The 16,531-nt window shown below is 39.5% G+C and carries 15 protein-coding genes; 14 read left to right on the forward strand and 1 reads right to left on the reverse strand.

The window, feature by feature from the left end; translation table 11 throughout:
* Positions 1–35 precede the first annotated feature (35 nt).
* Positions 36–1,499 carry an AcpB/EbpR/MafR family transcriptional regulator gene (locus EP57_RS13155; RefSeq protein WP_036087398.1) on the reverse strand — a complete coding sequence of 488 codons (1,464 nt, stop codon included), beginning with the start codon at positions 1,497–1,499 and terminating at the stop codon, positions 36–38.
* A 278-nt stretch (positions 1,500–1,777) separates the two neighbouring features.
* On the opposite strand from EP57_RS13155, the gene EP57_RS13160 reads away from it, so the two are divergent.
* The 14 genes from EP57_RS13160 (at position 1,778) to EP57_RS13225 (ending at position 16,518) form a co-directional block, all read left to right on the forward strand.
* Positions 1,778–2,458 carry a Crp/Fnr family transcriptional regulator gene (locus EP57_RS13160; RefSeq protein ID WP_036087400.1) on the forward strand — a complete coding sequence of 227 codons (681 nt, stop codon included), beginning with the start codon at positions 1,778–1,780 and terminating at the stop codon, positions 2,456–2,458.
* Between the two features lie 237 nt (positions 2,459–2,695).
* Positions 2,696–5,170: an immunoglobulin-like domain-containing protein gene (locus EP57_RS13165; RefSeq protein ID WP_036087402.1), complete on the forward strand. Its 2,475-nt coding sequence runs from the start codon at positions 2,696–2,698 to the stop codon at positions 5,168–5,170.
* A gap of 88 nt (positions 5,171–5,258) precedes the next feature.
* Entirely contained in the window at positions 5,259–5,699 is a 441-nt protein-coding gene (locus EP57_RS13170) for a DUF4352 domain-containing protein (protein ID WP_036087403.1), read from the forward strand.
* A 16-nt stretch (positions 5,700–5,715) separates the two neighbouring features.
* Positions 5,716–6,363 (forward strand): sugar transferase, encoded by a 648-nt coding sequence (locus EP57_RS13175; RefSeq protein WP_036087405.1) that lies wholly within the window; start codon positions 5,716–5,718, stop codon positions 6,361–6,363.
* Positions 6,364–6,485: 122 nt separating this feature from the next.
* On the forward strand, positions 6,486–7,238 hold the full coding sequence (locus EP57_RS13180; RefSeq protein WP_036087406.1) for a WecB/TagA/CpsF family glycosyltransferase: 753 nt from the start codon (positions 6,486–6,488) through the stop codon (positions 7,236–7,238).
* Positions 7,239–7,242: 4 nt separating this feature from the next.
* On the forward strand, positions 7,243–8,283 hold the full coding sequence (locus EP57_RS13185) for a glycosyltransferase family 4 protein (protein WP_036087407.1): 1,041 nt from the start codon (positions 7,243–7,245) through the stop codon (positions 8,281–8,283).
* Positions 8,284–8,286: 3 nt separating this feature from the next.
* Positions 8,287–9,546 (forward strand): hypothetical protein, encoded by a 1,260-nt coding sequence (locus EP57_RS13190; RefSeq protein WP_036087408.1) that lies wholly within the window; start codon positions 8,287–8,289, stop codon positions 9,544–9,546.
* Positions 9,525–10,247 (forward strand): YveK family protein, encoded by a 723-nt coding sequence (locus EP57_RS13195; protein WP_036087409.1) that lies wholly within the window; start codon positions 9,525–9,527, stop codon positions 10,245–10,247. The genes EP57_RS13190 and EP57_RS13195 overlap by 22 nt, the downstream gene beginning before the upstream one ends.
* Positions 10,244–10,939, forward strand: a complete 696-nt coding sequence (locus EP57_RS13200) for a CpsD/CapB family tyrosine-protein kinase (protein WP_036087411.1) — start codon at positions 10,244–10,246, stop codon at positions 10,937–10,939. Before EP57_RS13195 ends, EP57_RS13200 begins: the two co-directional genes overlap by 4 nt.
* A gap of 2 nt (positions 10,940–10,941) precedes the next feature.
* The gene (locus EP57_RS13205) at positions 10,942–11,856 is read left to right on the forward strand and encodes a glycosyltransferase family 2 protein (protein WP_052167694.1); all 915 of its coding nucleotides are present in this window, start codon (positions 10,942–10,944) and stop codon (positions 11,854–11,856) included.
* Positions 11,857–11,874: 18 nt separating this feature from the next.
* Positions 11,875–13,197, forward strand: coding sequence for a UDP-glucose dehydrogenase family protein (locus EP57_RS13210; protein WP_036087412.1), 1,323 nt, complete (start codon positions 11,875–11,877; stop codon positions 13,195–13,197).
* Entirely contained in the window at positions 13,190–14,107 is a 918-nt protein-coding gene (locus EP57_RS13215) for a glycosyltransferase (protein ID WP_052167695.1), read from the forward strand. Before EP57_RS13210 ends, EP57_RS13215 begins: the two co-directional genes overlap by 8 nt.
* Entirely contained in the window at positions 14,100–15,377 is a 1,278-nt protein-coding gene (locus EP57_RS13220) for an oligosaccharide flippase family protein (protein WP_036087413.1), read from the forward strand. The genes EP57_RS13215 and EP57_RS13220 overlap by 8 nt, the downstream gene beginning before the upstream one ends.
* The gene (locus EP57_RS13225) at positions 15,361–16,518 is read left to right on the forward strand and encodes a CDP-glycerol glycerophosphotransferase family protein (protein WP_036087414.1); all 1,158 of its coding nucleotides are present in this window, start codon (positions 15,361–15,363) and stop codon (positions 16,516–16,518) included. Before EP57_RS13220 ends, EP57_RS13225 begins: the two co-directional genes overlap by 17 nt.
* Positions 16,519–16,531: the final 13 nt, after the last annotated feature.

A 16,531-nucleotide genomic window follows, 5' to 3' on the forward strand; every position in this document is an offset into this window, starting at 1 on the left:
CTAGACTCGTTCTTACACAGTTTTTTTGCGTGCAGCTAAATGTCAAAAACTAATTGGGAAACTTTATCCCAGTCTGCCGCATTGGGTTGCCTAGAGCACGTATATGTTTCGCAGTCAAAATGCTCGTAGCGCTCCTTATAATTTTTCACAAGAATATCGACTTCGAACTCCTTAATGTAATCATTTGTAACCCGCTGATTCGACAAAAATGTCATTTTCGTGTTACTGCCCACGATATTTGCCGCAAAAACTTGTAGATAGTTCAAATAAGCTGTTTTTCCATCAAACGAAAACAAAATATGCTTCTTTTTGCCGTGATTCTTATTGTTCACATAAAGCGTAAACATCGTGAGATTAACGCTTACATCATCAATATGCGCGACATGCTGAAGTTCAGGGACAGCATTGCTTTTCAAAATATCATACCAAACTTCGAAAATATTGCCGTGATTTTTCTTAATCGAAGCATTCACTTCAAAGAAATTTTTCTGGAAAAGAGGGGACAGTCTGCTCAACAAGATAATATTTCTTAAGAAAAAAACAAAGATGCTTAAAGAGGCCTCGTCAGGTTCCTCCAACTTATTTCTATCAAAATATTCCCGCACCATAGCGAATAAATTCTCAATCAATGTCGCATTCTCCATATTCACGATGCCACTAGAAAATTGTTCGGTATAAACATAATTATCCAACAAGATGAAATCTAAAAATAACATTTCATTCCTATTAACCTCTGCATCAGAAGAAAGAACAAGCCCCAATACCTCTACAGCCAAGTTTTCAATGGATTTATACGTCAGCGGCAGCTCTTTTTGTTTCAACTGTACATCATCACTAATTTGAATATATTGGCGTAACTCTAAGCGCTTTGTAATTACCATAATCCAATACAAAACACTCCGGTGACTCACATGCCCCTCCAAATCGCTATGTTCCATGATGTACTGAAAACTCTTCTCAAACAAATTAAATATCCTCTTATCCGGCCTAAAATTGTGAGAAACATCATCCGTACTATAAAAGAAATAGTGAAAGAAATATCGAATATTAACCTCGCTGCCTTTAATTGCAACCGGGCTCAACTGCAACTTTAAATGAAAGTCCGCCAATATCTCCTTAAAATGATTCAAATAACGATAGAGCGTCGACGTCGATATGTATAATTCATCGGCCCACTCGTCAATATTCAAATATCGTCCTTCAAAGATATTTTTAGTAATAGCAAAAAGTGGTGATTTTTCAGCTAATTCAGCCAAAACAAAATCAACAAGCTCATTATCAGTAATCTCAAGCATAGAAGCAGAATGTTTAATAATTAAATTTTCTTCCATGTCTTCTATCTCTTGCACATCTCTTTTTAAAGTTCGCAATGACGTATTAAGTGTATCAGATATTTCATCTAGCGTAATCGAATACCTAGCTTTGGCAATTTGCTCAATCAACAAGATTTGGCGATGGACTTTTTTATCAGGTATTAATCTTAGACAAAAGTGATTCATATGCAACCCCTCGTTTCAAAAATGCCCAGAATTTAGGCAAAATAAAATGGCGATGATAAGTTAATTATCATAAAATAAAAGTATCCCCAGTGAGACAAGACGTATCACAAACACCAACTTTTCTATTCTTTTCCCCGAATGCCACTTTTTAATCTGTTAACTTCTCAAAAAGAATAACTGTCACAAATAGTTCACAATTTAGACCATAGGAGCATTTTTTCAGGTAACAAACGTCAAAAATAATATGACATACTATTAATCATAAGGAGGTTGTGTATTTGGGGCAAAATAATTTGTATTCCAGAAAAATGATCAAACGCGAATTTAATCAGCCTAAACTTTTTAAACTATTGATAGAAGACACGTTCTTTAATATTGAAAAAATAAATATGTCATTCAAAAAGAATACGACTATTCCTTTATATCAAGATGATACAGAATATGTATACTACATTTGCAACGGGATTGCCAGTGTAAGTATAGCGGACGAAGTATTCGAATTCAAGGGCCCTTACGAATTTATCGGCCTTTCAGATAGCATGATAAATACAAATAGTGAAGATTTCAAGATAACAACAATCGCAGAAACAATCATCTGGCGGTTCATAAAAAGTGATGTTATCGCAAAAATTATGAGCACACAAGAAGGGTACCTTTTTCACTATCTGAGCATGTTGGACCAATATAGTTTTTTTACAAAGAAGCTCATGACGATGAAAAAAACACATAAGGAACGCGTTTTTATCGCTTTACAAGAATTAGGGGAAAAATTCGGTTCGCTGGTGAACCATGGTAATTACGTAAAAATTCCTCCTGTATTTACACGGAACCTCATCGCGCAATATGTAGGGATTGGATTAACGAAGCTGAGCGATAGTTTACTAACCTTACAAGAGGAAAATCTTATACAGGTAACAAGTAAACGTGAAATTATTTTAGAAATAAAAAGTTTAATGTAAAAAACAGATAATTTTCTAATTGATACTAGGAGGTGAGGTATAATCACGAATGATGAAAGACGCCTACCTATATCTGAGAAACAGGTAATCGCGCAACCTCTATAAAAAAAGCGAACAAGAACATAGGTGGCGTTGTCATTCTAAGTAGGACATATAAGGAGGTGATGGGCAAGGGGCCGCTCACGAGAAAATAGTAGTTTAAAAAGTAATCAAACATAAAGGAGAATGGAAATAAATATGTTAAATAATAAAATGAAAAAAGCAGCAAGTATCATGGCAGTAGCAGCACTAATCGGAACATCAGTAACGACACCACTAGGAGCACTAACTACTAAAGCGGCAGAATCACAACCGCAATCGCAACCAAGCACATTAGCGGTGCTTAACCCAAACTTATTAAGTCAAGATATTTCTGTATCAGCAACCAATAGTAAAAGATTCGCAACAAACTGGAATCTAACATCGGGTGCGGCTTATACAACGCTTGGATATGACACTAATGGTGGGGCAGTAGCGACAGATGCAGTGGGCAATATATTTCATCTAACCAATGCAAGTATGAGCATGCAAACCACATTTAAAGCTAGAACGAATGTTGCTGTATCTCAAACAATCGACACAGAAATCGGAAAAGAATACACGTATACATCGAGGTTTTATCTAGATGAAAGTGTTGGCCCTGGTCCGACTAGAACAATGGTAAATAGAAATATTACGTTACAGATTAATGATTTGACACCAAGAACATTGATTGGTTTAAATCAGGGAATTGTCAATGGCTATGAAGGTACTTTTAGCTTTGTAGCAACATCAACAAAAACGAATATCACGCTAGCTTCTATTGGAACATCCTCTACAAGAGATTATAGATTGTTCCAAACTTTGCAGAGCATTAAGAAAAGTGATAAGCAAGTACAACAAGATGCCATCGCACTAGAACAACAAGCACAACAAGCTGTAAATAATTTGTTTAATGGAAGCAATCCAGCCAATGTTATTAAAACTGGACTGACACAAGCCGAAATTGACGCAGCGCAGAATTTAGTGAATCAAGTAACAGACGAAACAAAAAAAGCAGCGTTCCAAAAAAACTTGGATAACGCGAAAAAACAATTGAATGACCGTATCGATGCAGAAAACAAAGCGCAAGATGTGGTAAATAACTTGTTTGAAAATAAAAATCCAAACGGTGATATCACAGGAAATGTTACAAAAGATGATATCGATGCAGCACAAGACTTAATTGACAAACTAGCCAATACAACGAAAAAAGCAGAACTCCAAACAGCATTGAATAAAGCAAAACAACAATTGACTGATCGCATAGAAGCTACTGAGAAAGAAGCGCAAGACAAAGCAAACGAAGCAGTAACTAATTTGTTTGAAAACAATGACCCAGATGGTGACATTGTCGGAAATCTAACTCAAGATGATTTAGATAAAGCGCAAGATTTAATTAATAAAGTAACTGACGAAACGAAAAAAGCAGAACTCCAAACAGCATTGAATAAAGCAAAACAACAATTGACTGATCGCATAGAAGCTACTGAGAAAGAAGCGCAAGACAAAGCAAACGAAGCAGTAACTAATTTGTTTGAAAACAATGACCCAGATGGTGACATTGTTGGAAATCTAACTCAAGATGATTTAGATAAAGCGCAAGATTTAATCAATAAAGTAACTGATGAAACGAAAAAAGCAGAACTTCAAAGCAGCTTAGACAAGGCAAAACAACAATTAGCAGACCGTACGAACGCTGAAAAAGAAGCGCAAGATGCGGCTAAAGCAAGCGTGAATGACCTATTTTTAAATAATGATCCAACAAAAGATATTAAAGCGACAACAAATCAAGCAGCAGTTAATGCCGCACAAGAAAAAGTAAACACAGTGACGGACCCAGCTGTAAAAGAAGCACTTCAAAAACAAGTAGATAAAGCACAAGCACAGGTTTCAGCAAGAGCTGGTATTACAGGAGTCATCTCGAAATACACAGTTGGCGATATGTATATCACTGGAACATACACTGGCCCAGCAACAGCTTTGAGCGTCGATGTCAATGGAAAACGTTACTACGGTGGGGACATCGCTAATGGTACGTTTAAATTCTACGTAGCAGATAAAAACCTAAAAGCTGGCGATACTGTAATCGTGAATTTCTATGACAGCAGCAAACAAATCAGAACATCTGTGCAAGTACAAGTATTTGAGCCATTAAAAGTGACTGTGGCAGACTATAAAATTGGCGATGGCTATCTAACAGGAACATATAACAACAATGTAGCCAAGGTTGGTTTAGTAGTTAACGGCACGAAATACTGGGGTGGAACTGTTGCGAACGGCACAGTTAGATTTTACGCAGCTGATAAAATTAGAACAGCAGATGCAGAAGCAGTTATGAATTTCTACGACGAAAACAATAACTTACTAGCATCCAAAACAATCAAAATCCAAGCAGCTTATACAGGTGAAATCACAACAGCTGAATTCACACTAGGTGCAACCTATATCACTGGAGAACTTACTGGAGATATAACACAAACAGCAATATCTATCAATGGTAAAAAGTATTACGGTGGCACTATCGCATCCAATAAAACATACAAATTCTACGCACTAGATAAAAGAATAACAGCAGCAGATGAAGTTATCGTTTATGGTTACAGCGCAGACAATAGACTACTATCACAAAAAACAGTAACTATCACACAATAAAACCAAGAAACTAAAGAGGGGAACTATCACCGTGACTATTCGCGGCGTAAGGTAGTCCCCTTTTTGTAAGGAATGGAAGGAGAATTTTATGAAAAAAATACTGACAGCGATAAGTATAGCGGCACTTTTTGGGTTAGCATTAGCTGGTTGTGGCAAAGAAGATACCGATATCAACAAAGCATTGGGAAGCGAAGAAATGACTGTAACACCAACAAAGATTACTCGAGAAAAAGCAGCGACAGATCGCAAGAATATTTTAAAAATCGCCGTAAAAGTGAAAAATAACTCCAAAACAGAAATAGGCATCGGTGCCGGTAATTTTCGAATAAAAGATGACAATAGGAAAGTATACGACAGCTATGGCATGAAGAAAGATAGTCTAGGTCAAGTCGTAGCGCCAGGAGAAACGATTACTGGAAATATCTATTTTGAGGTTCCGGCGATTTTAGAAAAAGTTTGGTTGGAATACGATGTGTCTATGGACCGAGAGCCAGCAGCAGAATGGTTGTTAGCATTTCCTACTAAATAGGTAAGGAGGAGACAGTATGTTTTACTCATCAGAAAAAAGAAAGAGCGTCTACGTCAATGGCACAAAAGAGTACAGATACCGCGTACTTGATATTAGCGTTTCTCTGCTCGCCCTACTGATTAGCGCACCAGTCCTACTAATCATTATGTTACTCATCAAAATAAGCGACATTAAAGCACCGGTTTTCTTCAAACAAAAGCGAATCGGATTGGATGGAGTATCTTTTGAGATGTATAAATTCCGTTCCATGGTCGTCGGTGCTGAAAAATTAAAAGCGGCACTACTCGAACGAAACGAAGTGGAAGGCTTGATGTTTAAGATAAACGACGATCCACGTATCACGAGAATTGGCAAAGTTCTAAGAAAAACGAGCTTAGACGAATTCCCGCAACTTCTCAATGTTTTGCAAGGACACATGAGCATTGTCGGACCGCGCCCGCCGTTACCCGAAGAAGTGGAAGAATATACGAGTTATGATAAGCTACGTCTACTCGTCAAACCAGGATGTACTGGACTTTGGCAAGTAAGTGGTCGTAATAAATTGAGCTTTCAAGACATGGTCGAATTGGATTTATACTACATTCGCCACCGATCCATCCGATTTAATTGCCTCATTTTGATGAAAACTTGGAGAGAATTGACTGGAAAAGGAAGTGGAGTCTAAAGGGCTAAACCCGTTTCAAAAGTGCCCATAATTTGGGCAAAATAAAATGGCATGCGCGATCTAAATATCATAAAATAAAAGTATAGCAAAGATAATATTACGAGAAAAGGAAGTGGTGTCTCATGGAAAAACGCATTCAATTTTTAGAGGCGAACCTTGACAGATATAACTTTCATGAAACCATTGCAAAAATTGAAACCTACATTGCATTGAGAAAACCAATACATCATACAGGTGTTAATGCAGATAAAATAAACATGATGAAGACAAATCCTAAGTTCAAGAAAATTATCAATGAGGCAGCTCTAATCAACCCAGACGGTATGTCGGTTGTACTGGCTGCACAAGTATGCAAACAGCCGAAATTAGAACGCGTCGCTGGCATCGATGTGATGACTCGACTTCTAGAAATTGCAGCTAAGAAAGGGTACCGCGTGTATTTTTTAGGAACGAGCGAGCCGATTTTAAAGAAAATGATTGACCGGATTACAACGGACTACCCAACATTGCCAATTGCAGGTTATCATCATGGCTATTTTAAAGCGACAGAAGAAGTTGAAATCGTTGAGAATATTCGAAAAAATAAAGCTGATTTACTTTTTATAGCACTCCCAAGTCCGCAAAAAGAATATTTCGTAGACTCATATATGGAGGCGATGAATGTGCCGGTTTCCATCGGTGTGGGCGGCAGCTTCGACGTTATCGCTGGAGAAATCAAACGAGCGCCGAAATGGATGCAAGCACTCAGTTTGGAGTGGCTGTTCCGGATGATGCAAGAACCGAGACGACTAGCCAAAAGGTACTTGGTAGGTAATCTGATATTCCTGAACCACGTGATACGCGAGAAAAGAAAACAGATTTTGGAAAAGAGATGATAGCATGAGAATTTTAATGTTTGGACCTGACCATGAGACGAAAGGTGGTATTGCCACTGTTATCGCCAACTTTAAAAGTCATTTTAAATCCAGCAGAAACGCCATGTTCTACCTAGAAAGTTGGAAGGAAGGCAGTTTATTCAGACGTACAATGTACTCGATACGTGGATTAGCCTATCTGCCATTTTATATTAAAAAAAAGAACATCGATGTAGTGCATATTCATATGGCACAAGATGGTAGCTATTTCCGAAAAGCACTGGCAACAAGTATTGCAAAGCGCAGTGGGGCGAAGGTTTTGCTTCATATTCATGGCTCGCACTTCGATCAATATCACCAAGAAAGCCGGCCCGGACTGCAAAAACATCTGCTAAAAACACTCAGATGCGCGGATAAAATTATCGTGCTAAACGATGAAGTTCAAACTTATTTTGCAAAATTCGGTATCACAACCGAAATCATACACAACGCAGTACCAATCCCAACTTCTAATTCTAACCCAGTAAAGCGAACGCAAATCAGCTGTTTTGGACAACTCGGTGAGCGAAAAGGGACGTACGACATTCTAGCAATCGCAGAACCACTTCAAAAAAAATATCCGGATATCATGCTTTATTTATACGGTGATGGTGATACAAAACAAGCCGCAGAAATCATTAGAAAGCAACAATTAAAAAATGTGCAGCTAGGCGGATGGATTACAGCAAGCGAGAAAGAAGCAGCCATGAAAAAGACGATGATTCATATTTTACCATCCTACCAAGAAGGTTTACCAATGGCGATTTTAGAAACAATGGCGTGTGGTATTCCGAATATTAGTACGTACGTTGGCGGGATTCCAAGTGTCATCGAATCCGGAAAAGATGGGTTGTTGATTCAGCCTGGAGACAAAGATGAACTGCTGGCGTCAATCATGGAACTCATCGATCGGGAATCGGAACGAGAAACAATGGGTGAGGCGGCTGCCAAGAAAATGAAGCAACACTTTTCAATCACCGCTTACAATGCCAAATGGAATGAAATCTACTCAGAATGGAATGAGTAAGGCATGCCTAATAAAATCAGAAAAGAAAACACGAAACTAGCTAGCATTCTATTTTTCACATTTATAACGCTGATATTATTTTCCCCAGTTTTTGAAAAAATGCCCTTTTTAGCGGCTTTAAATATAGATAATATGTTGACATTTCTATGTTTTATCGGGATTATCTTGTTTCAACTAAAACAACCTAAAGCGCTTATGACGCAAGAATATCTGGTGATAGCGCTCCTCTTGATTATTATTGTCCTCGGTTTATTCGGTAATCGGGTTGCTAATGTTTATGGCTGGACTTTTATAGTTCTGGATATCTGGAGTATTTGCAAATGCTTTATTGCTTATTTCTTCGGACGACTCGCATTTCGACCAGGATTTTTCTCCTCACAAATTAATGGTTTGGTTCTGTACAGTAAATGGGTCATTGGGGTTTTGTTTCTGCTCTTACTTGTTAACTTAGTATATCCAATCTGGCCCTCGACGGAAATTAGAATGGGGATTAAGACACAGTACCTCATTTTCCCCCACGCTACGTATTTAAGTGCCACTGTATTTTTCTGCATGTTATTCCTCGGATTAAAAAATGTGCGTTATCATATTCCGTTCCTCGCGATGGGAGGAATCTTGATTTTCTTTGCTGCTCGAAATAAAGGTTTGATTTTTATCGGGATTTATTTCTTCATGTTATTATTTCAGCATTATGCCAAGAAAAAAAGCTTCAAAATTAGTTATTTGATTTTACCAGTGATCACGTTGATCGCAAGTTTTTGGGAGATTATTGATACACGTTTATTGTCTTCTACGACATCTGCCCGGAGCTTATTATACCAAGCTGCTTTCAAAATAGCGGATATGTATGCTCCATTTGGCGCGGGATTTGCTTCGTTTGGATCAGGCAGTTCGGTGAAGAATTACTCGCATCTTTACGATAAATTTCGATTTTATGAGTATTATGGCTTTACGAGAGAGAATCCGCAGTATTTAAATGACAGTTTCATTGCGATGTTTATTGCGCAATTTGGCTATATTGGGACGGCTTGTTTTGCTTTAATACTTTTGATATTTTTACTCATGATTAATCGGCGTTCAGGTAGGATACAGGCATTTACGTTGGTACTATTCCTCTACGCGGTGACCTCATTGTTTACAGAACTCTATTTAACGACAAGTCTCGGCATTATCACCTTTTTTCTCATCGGGATTGCTTTTGGAGATGAAAAAGAAAAGCCGCGACTAAGAAAGGATGACTTATGGAAGAAACCATTACACTAAAAGAAATCATGGAAGTTTTGCGGAAAAATATATGGATTATGGTAGCAACTATGTTACTCTTTGCCACTGTTGCGTTCGGATATTTGCAGTACTTTGTTTCTCCAAAATATGAGGCGGTGTCTCAAGTTCTGATTACGCAAAATGCCCAAAATCAGAATTCAGCGGTTCAAAATTCAGAAATACAAGCGAATATTCAGATGGTCAACACGTATAGTGTCGTGATTAAAAGCCCGCGAATTTTAAAAAGTGCTGCTGCTGAATTTAGTCAGGATATGAGTGTGGAAAGTTTGGCAAATAAAGTATCGGTGGATAGCGTACAGAATTCCCAGGTTATCAATATTCATGCGGTTGATAGCCAGCCTGAGAATGCGGTTAAGATAGCAAAAATCGTGACGCAGAGCTTTTTAAAAGAAACCCCTGGCATGATGAAAGTATCCAATGTCGAATTATTAGCAGATGCTTCTACGGCACAAAAAGTGAGCCCTAACATGAAAATAGGCGTATTAGCTGGGATGTTCGGGGGCTTGGTTATCGGTATTGTTATCGCGTTTGTGAGAAGAATGTTTGATGACCGGTTTAAGAAAGAAGAAGAGATTGTAGTGAGACTTGGAGTCCCCGTTATTGGAACAATTGGCAATATAACAGCTAGCGAGGAAAATGGCGAAGGGCAAACATTGAAACGGAGGCGAATGAAAAAATGATGCGACGTAAAGTAAAAAAAGTGCAGCGAGATGATCGTAAATTAATTGTGCAAAATAAGCCATTATCTCCTTTATCGGAACAGTTTCGGATGTTGGTAGAAAATATAGAACTCATGAGTATTGATAAGAAAATAAAATCGTTACTAGTTACTTCGGCAGATCCTAGTTCTGGAAAATCCCTTATTTCGAGTAATCTTGCCATTGCCTTTGCACAAAAAGGGAAGAAAACTTTATTGGTGGATGCAGATTTACGAAAGCCTACGATTCAAAAATATTTTCGGAACGGTGTTAATTTAGGATTGATGGGATTAATCAAAAAGGAATCAGACTTGCATGGGGCTATTTTTGAAAGTGAGAGTCCAAATTTATTTATTTTGCAAACGGGTATCATTCCGATAAATCCGGCTTCGATTTTGGCGTCGGATCGTTTGAAGGAGATTTTTGCGGAGTTGGAAGCAGCGTTTGATTATATTATTGTGGATACACCGCCGATTTTGGCAGTTGCGGATGCACAGGTGTTATCTGGGATGACGGATGCTTCGCTGCTCGTTATTCGTAATGATTATACGGTGACGGAGCGGGCTCGTAAGGCAAGTCAACGTTTGGAACAGAGCTCACGTTTGTTCTTGGGGGCTGTTTTTAATAATCAGAAACAGAAGGAAGATCATTATTATTATAAGGAGCGAAATTAAGGATGCTGGGTCTTGTAAGTGTTGTAATACCAACATGTCGTCGTGCTGATACATTGAAACGGGCGATGGACAGTGTCTTGTGCCAAACGTATAAAACCATCGAAATTTGTGTCGTTATTGACGGTTTTGATGAGGAGACGCGTCAATTGGTTATGCGATATATAGAGGCTGGTAAACCAGTACGATACGTTCAAACTACCGGTATTGGTGGAAGTGCTGCGCGAAATTTGGGAGTTCAAATGGCTCAAGGGGAATGGATTGCTTTTTTAGATGATGACGATGAGTTTTTGCCTACAAAGTTAGAGAAACAGCTTGGACTTTTGGGATTCGATTCTGAGAAACGGCATTTGGCTTTCACTTCTGTTTTGACTTATAAACCGAATAAGGAGCGAGATACGTACGTGCTTCCATATATGAATTGGGAGGAAATGACATGCTCTGTGGGGGAATACTTGTTTTGCCGTAAAGGGAGATGGACGATTGGGTTTATGCAGACATCGACACTTTTGATTCCGCGAAAAATTTTGTTGGAAATACCATTTACAGATGGGTTGAAAAAGCATCAAGACTGGGATTTGTTGCTTCGGATGGAGGCTGCTGGGATTGAGATTCGTCATTTGGAAAGTCCGGAAACGATTTATCATCAACACGATATGACGGCTAAACATGTCGGACAGCAAAATGCGTGGCGATTTTCAGAGGAATGGATGCAGACGGTGCCACTCAGTCGAAATGCTCAGGATGCTTTCTTGTTGTCTATCGTAAATCGAGGAATTGCAACGGATCGAATGATGACAAGTTGGGAGCGTCAGAAGGAGTTAGGAAGACGATTTTTGAAGGTACGTTGGGGTGTGAAAGAGGCAGGAAGTTATGTGTATATGGCTGGCCTTAATATGGTGCGATCGTATTTAAAATAGAAGTGAGGATGATATGATATGAGAATTGCAGTAGCTGGGACGGGATATGTTGGATTGGTGACTGGAACTTGCTTGGCTGTGGTCGGTCATTCTGTGGTGTGCGTGGATAAAGATGCGGCAAAAGTGGCAAGGCTACAACGCGGCGAGTCACCGATTTATGAGCCGGGTTTGGAGGACGCGATGGCTGTGGCGCAAAGAGCTAATCGATTGGCATTTACGCTCGATTATGAGGAAGCTTATGGCGACGCTGATGTGATTATTATAGGAGTTGCGACGCCTGAGAATACAGATGGATCTGCGAATTTACAAGCACTATACGGTGTTTGTAAGGAGATTGTTGCGTCGATTACGAAACCAACATTGGTTGTGGTGAAATCAACGGTTCCGGTAGGTACGAATGATAAGTTGGCGGCTTATATGGACACTCTGCTTGGCAGACAGCGCCGTGGATGGATAGATGTTGCCTCCAACCCAGAATTCTTATCACAGGGAACGGCATTACGAGATACGCGTCAGGCTGAACGGATTGTGATTGGAACAGAAACAGAAGCAGCGGCAGCAATTTTATCTGAGCTGTATGCACCTTTTGGGCAGCCGATTTTGATGATGAATCGCCGTAGCGCAGAGATGGTGAAGTATGCTTCCAATGATTTTTTAGCGCTTAAAATTTCGTTTGTCAATGATATTGCGAATTTGTGCGAGGTTGTGGGTGCGGATATTGAAGAAGTGACGCGTGGTATGGGTGCAGATTCGCGGATTGGTAGCCAATTTTTATCACCTGGAATTGGATACGGGGGTTCATGCTTCCCGAAAGATACGAAGGCTTTGCATTGGTTAGCAGAAGAGGAAGGCTATACTTTAAAAACGGTACGTGCTGCAATTGATGTCAATGAGAAGCAACGTTTTAAGTTGATACAAGCGGCTCGCAAGGACATGGCTCAATTTGCTGGGAAAAAAATTGCGATACTTGGTGCTACGTTTAAACCAGGAACAGACGATTTACGTGAGGCTCCATCGATTCCGAATATTAACTTGTTGCTGAATGAAGGCGCGGATGTGCATGTGTATGATCCAGTCGGCTTACCTAACTTAGCTAAAGTTTTTGGAACGGATATCACATATGGAGATTCGATGGCTGATGTGTTGGAATCTGCAGATGCTTGTTTTATTTTTACAGAATGGGCGGAATTTAAAGAGATGGACTTGAGTCTTTTTGAAAAAATGCGAGATGCACGTGTGTATGATGGCCGTAATTGCTTTGCACTAGAAGACGTAGATAAAGCTGGGTTTGCATATTACTCGATTGGTCGCCAAAAAATAGGAGGTTCTGTTTTTGCCTAGTGTTTCGATTATTTTACCGGTATATAATGTTGCTCCTTACTTAGGTACTTGCTTGGATAGTTTGAAAAATCAGACGTTTCAAGATTTTGAAGTTATCGCAGTGAACGATGGGAGTAGTGATGGGAGCCTCGCAATTTTAGAAGTGTATCAACGAAAATTTCCGAACTTACGCATTATCTCACAGACGAATCAAGGGTTATCGGCGGCTCGGAATACGGGGCTGGAGCAGGTGACTGGGAAGTATCTTTACTTTCTAGATTCCGATGATTATTTGCAGCACGATATGCTAGAACGATGCTTTACTCTCGCCGAGCAGGAAGCGCTTGATGTTGTGAAATTCGATGCGATTGGGTTTACGGAGCAGGGAATCACGAGGACAAATCCGTACGATTCAAGTTTTGTGCTTCAAGAAAATAAACGATATACCCAGAAAGAATGGTTACAAGTTCAAAGAAAACACTACAATTCTCCAGTCTGGCTCTACTTTGTACGCACATCATTAGTTTTATCCCAAGGTCTGCGATTTGTGGATGGAATTCTGCATGAGGATGAGATTTTTACGCCGCAATTGTTTACGCGAGCAAATAATTTTATGTATATCGCCCAGCCTTTTTTTAAAAGACGATATCGTGCTGGGTCGATTATGCAAAGTTCCATTTACCAAAGTCAGGCTTCCTACACGTCCAAACATCAGGTGATTCAATTATTGGAAGAAGAACGTGTGGTTGCTAAAACAAGAGCAGCGAAGCAATTTTTACGTCAGCGCCGTAATGTGTTATACATCGATAGTTGCCATTATGCAAAAGAATTGCATCAGAAAATTACGCTGCCACTCGGAGTAAAACTTTACTTAGATGCGCGTGCTTGGCTGAGAAAAATACGTAGAAAGAAAGGTGCACAAAATGAATAATAAGCATAAAAAACGACTACTCGAAAATACGATATTCTTATATGCTCTGACGTTCTCAGGTTACTTTTTCAGCCTGATTACGGTACCTTATCAAACGCGGATTCTAGGCCCTGAGTTTTACGGGAAAGTAGGTTTTGCGGTAGCGATGATGACGTATTTTAGATTAGTGATTGATTTTGGTTTTATTTTATCAGCTACGGCGGATGTGGCTAAAAATCGAGAAGATGCTCAGAAAGTGGCGAGCATTTATACTGCAGTAATGTATGCGAAGGGCTTGTTGACGGCGTTGAGCTTTGTTATTTTACTAGGCATTTGTTATGCGGTGCCGATGTTGCGCCAAGATATGTTTCTGTATCTACTGACCTTTGCATCTGTTGCCGTTAGCGCCTTCTTGCCAGATTTTTTGTATCGCGGGTTGGAAACAATGAAACGTATCACGATACGAACACTTATCATTCAAGCCTTTTTTGTACTCATGATTTTCCTCTTCTTAAAAACTCCTCAACATTATTACTTCGTTCCACTATTTACCTTGATTGGCAATGCTGTAGCGCTCCTCTTTGTACAGCGGCATGTCTCACGTCAATTAAAGATTAAGTTTGTCCGACTTGAAAAAGGCTATCTCTGGCAAACAATCCAAAAATCTAGCCCGTTTTTCTTTTCACGTATTTCAGCAACCATTTATCAAGTCACTAACACACTGTTTCTCGGTCTGATGTACTCTCCAGGAAGCGCAAAAGTGGGGATGTACGTAGCATCAGACCGACTTATAGGCACAGCAAAAACGACTTTTTCACCGCTGGCAGATAGTTTGTACCCATACATGGTGAAGAATCGTGACTTTCGTTTGCTCAAGAAAATTATCTGGATCATCATGCCACCAGTGATTATCATATGCATCGTATTAAGTATTTATGCGAATGAATGTATGGCATTATTTCTAGGCCCCGCATTTTATGGTGCAGGTTCTATTCTACGCTTATTATTGCCGATTGTTGCCATAACTCCACTGGTATACATGTTGGGCTTTCCAACCTTATCACCAATGGGACTGGCCAAACATGCCAACCTCTCGACCGTTGTTTCAGCAGTTGTTCAGCTTGTCGGGCTATCTATCTTATTTTTAACAGGTACGTTCAGCGTCCAAACGTTGTGCATGATGACCGTACTTTCTCAATTCACCGTACTTGTGTATCGCGTATTTATTGTTTGGAAAAACCGCCATATTTTCTCACAAAAGGAGTTGCTAGAAGATGTTCCACAAGTTTAAACAAACATTTCGACTTATCAAAAACCGCTTCAGTTTTGGAAATTATGCGTACCACTATTGGTTTTTGCCAATTCAAAAAAATAAAATCGTGGTGACCGCGCATGAAGGTCGTGGGTATAGTGACAGCCCAAAGTACATTATCGATGAACTATTAGACCAAAATTTTGATATTGTGTGGCTCATTCAAGAAGGACAAGAAACATCGCTCCCTGCCGGTATTCGCCCAGTACGATATGGTACGAAACAGGCGTTGAAGGAACTATCAACTGCGAAAATTTGGCTAGATAACTGCCGAAAAAAATACTGTCCACCGAAGCGTAAAGGACAAATATACATCCAAACATGGCACAGCCCGCTCCGCCTGAAGAAAATTGAAAAAGATGCGGAACAGCAATTACCACTGGCTTATCTGGACCGAGCTAAACGTGATGCTAAAAAATGCGATTATATGTTAGCAGGAGCCACTTTTAGCCGAGAGCTGTACGAAAATGCTTTTTGGTTTCAAGGAGAAGTATTAACGACTGGGACGCCACGCTGTGATTTATTTTGGAAAGATACTACAGCAATTCGACAACGTGTAGCTGATTTTTTTCAAGTGGATGTGACGACGAAATTCTTGCTTTATGCTCCCACTTTTCGAAAAGAGGCTAGTCTATCTGTTTATTTGCAGGAGTTTACCGATTTAAAACGGGCACTTCAGACGCGATTTGGTTCTGATTGGAAAATTTTTGTCAGATTACATCCGAATATCGCATCTTTGGCTAAAGAATTAGTTTATGATAGCAATGTTTTATCTGCGACCGATTATCCCGATATGCAAGAGTTGATTGCTACGTCAGATATGCTCATCACTGATTATTCTTCTTGTATGTTTGACATGGCTATAGCGGGAAAGAAAACGATATTATACACGCCGGATCTTACAACATATCTTCGTACGGAACGCTCGCTTTATTTTGATATAGAAGAGCTACCATTTCCAATCGCTATGACAGTAGAATCGCTCGTGCAGGAGATACATCAATTCGATGAAGCAGTTTATCAGCAAAACATGCAGAAATTTTACGGACAAACAGGATTATTTGAAAAAGGAACAGCCGCCACCGCCGTTGCCACGAAAATCAAGGCATTATGCCGCTAAAGGAGTTATTTTA

Source organism: Listeria booriae (assembly GCF_000766865.1).
GTDB lineage: Bacteria > Bacillota > Bacilli > Lactobacillales > Listeriaceae > Listeria_A > Listeria_A booriae.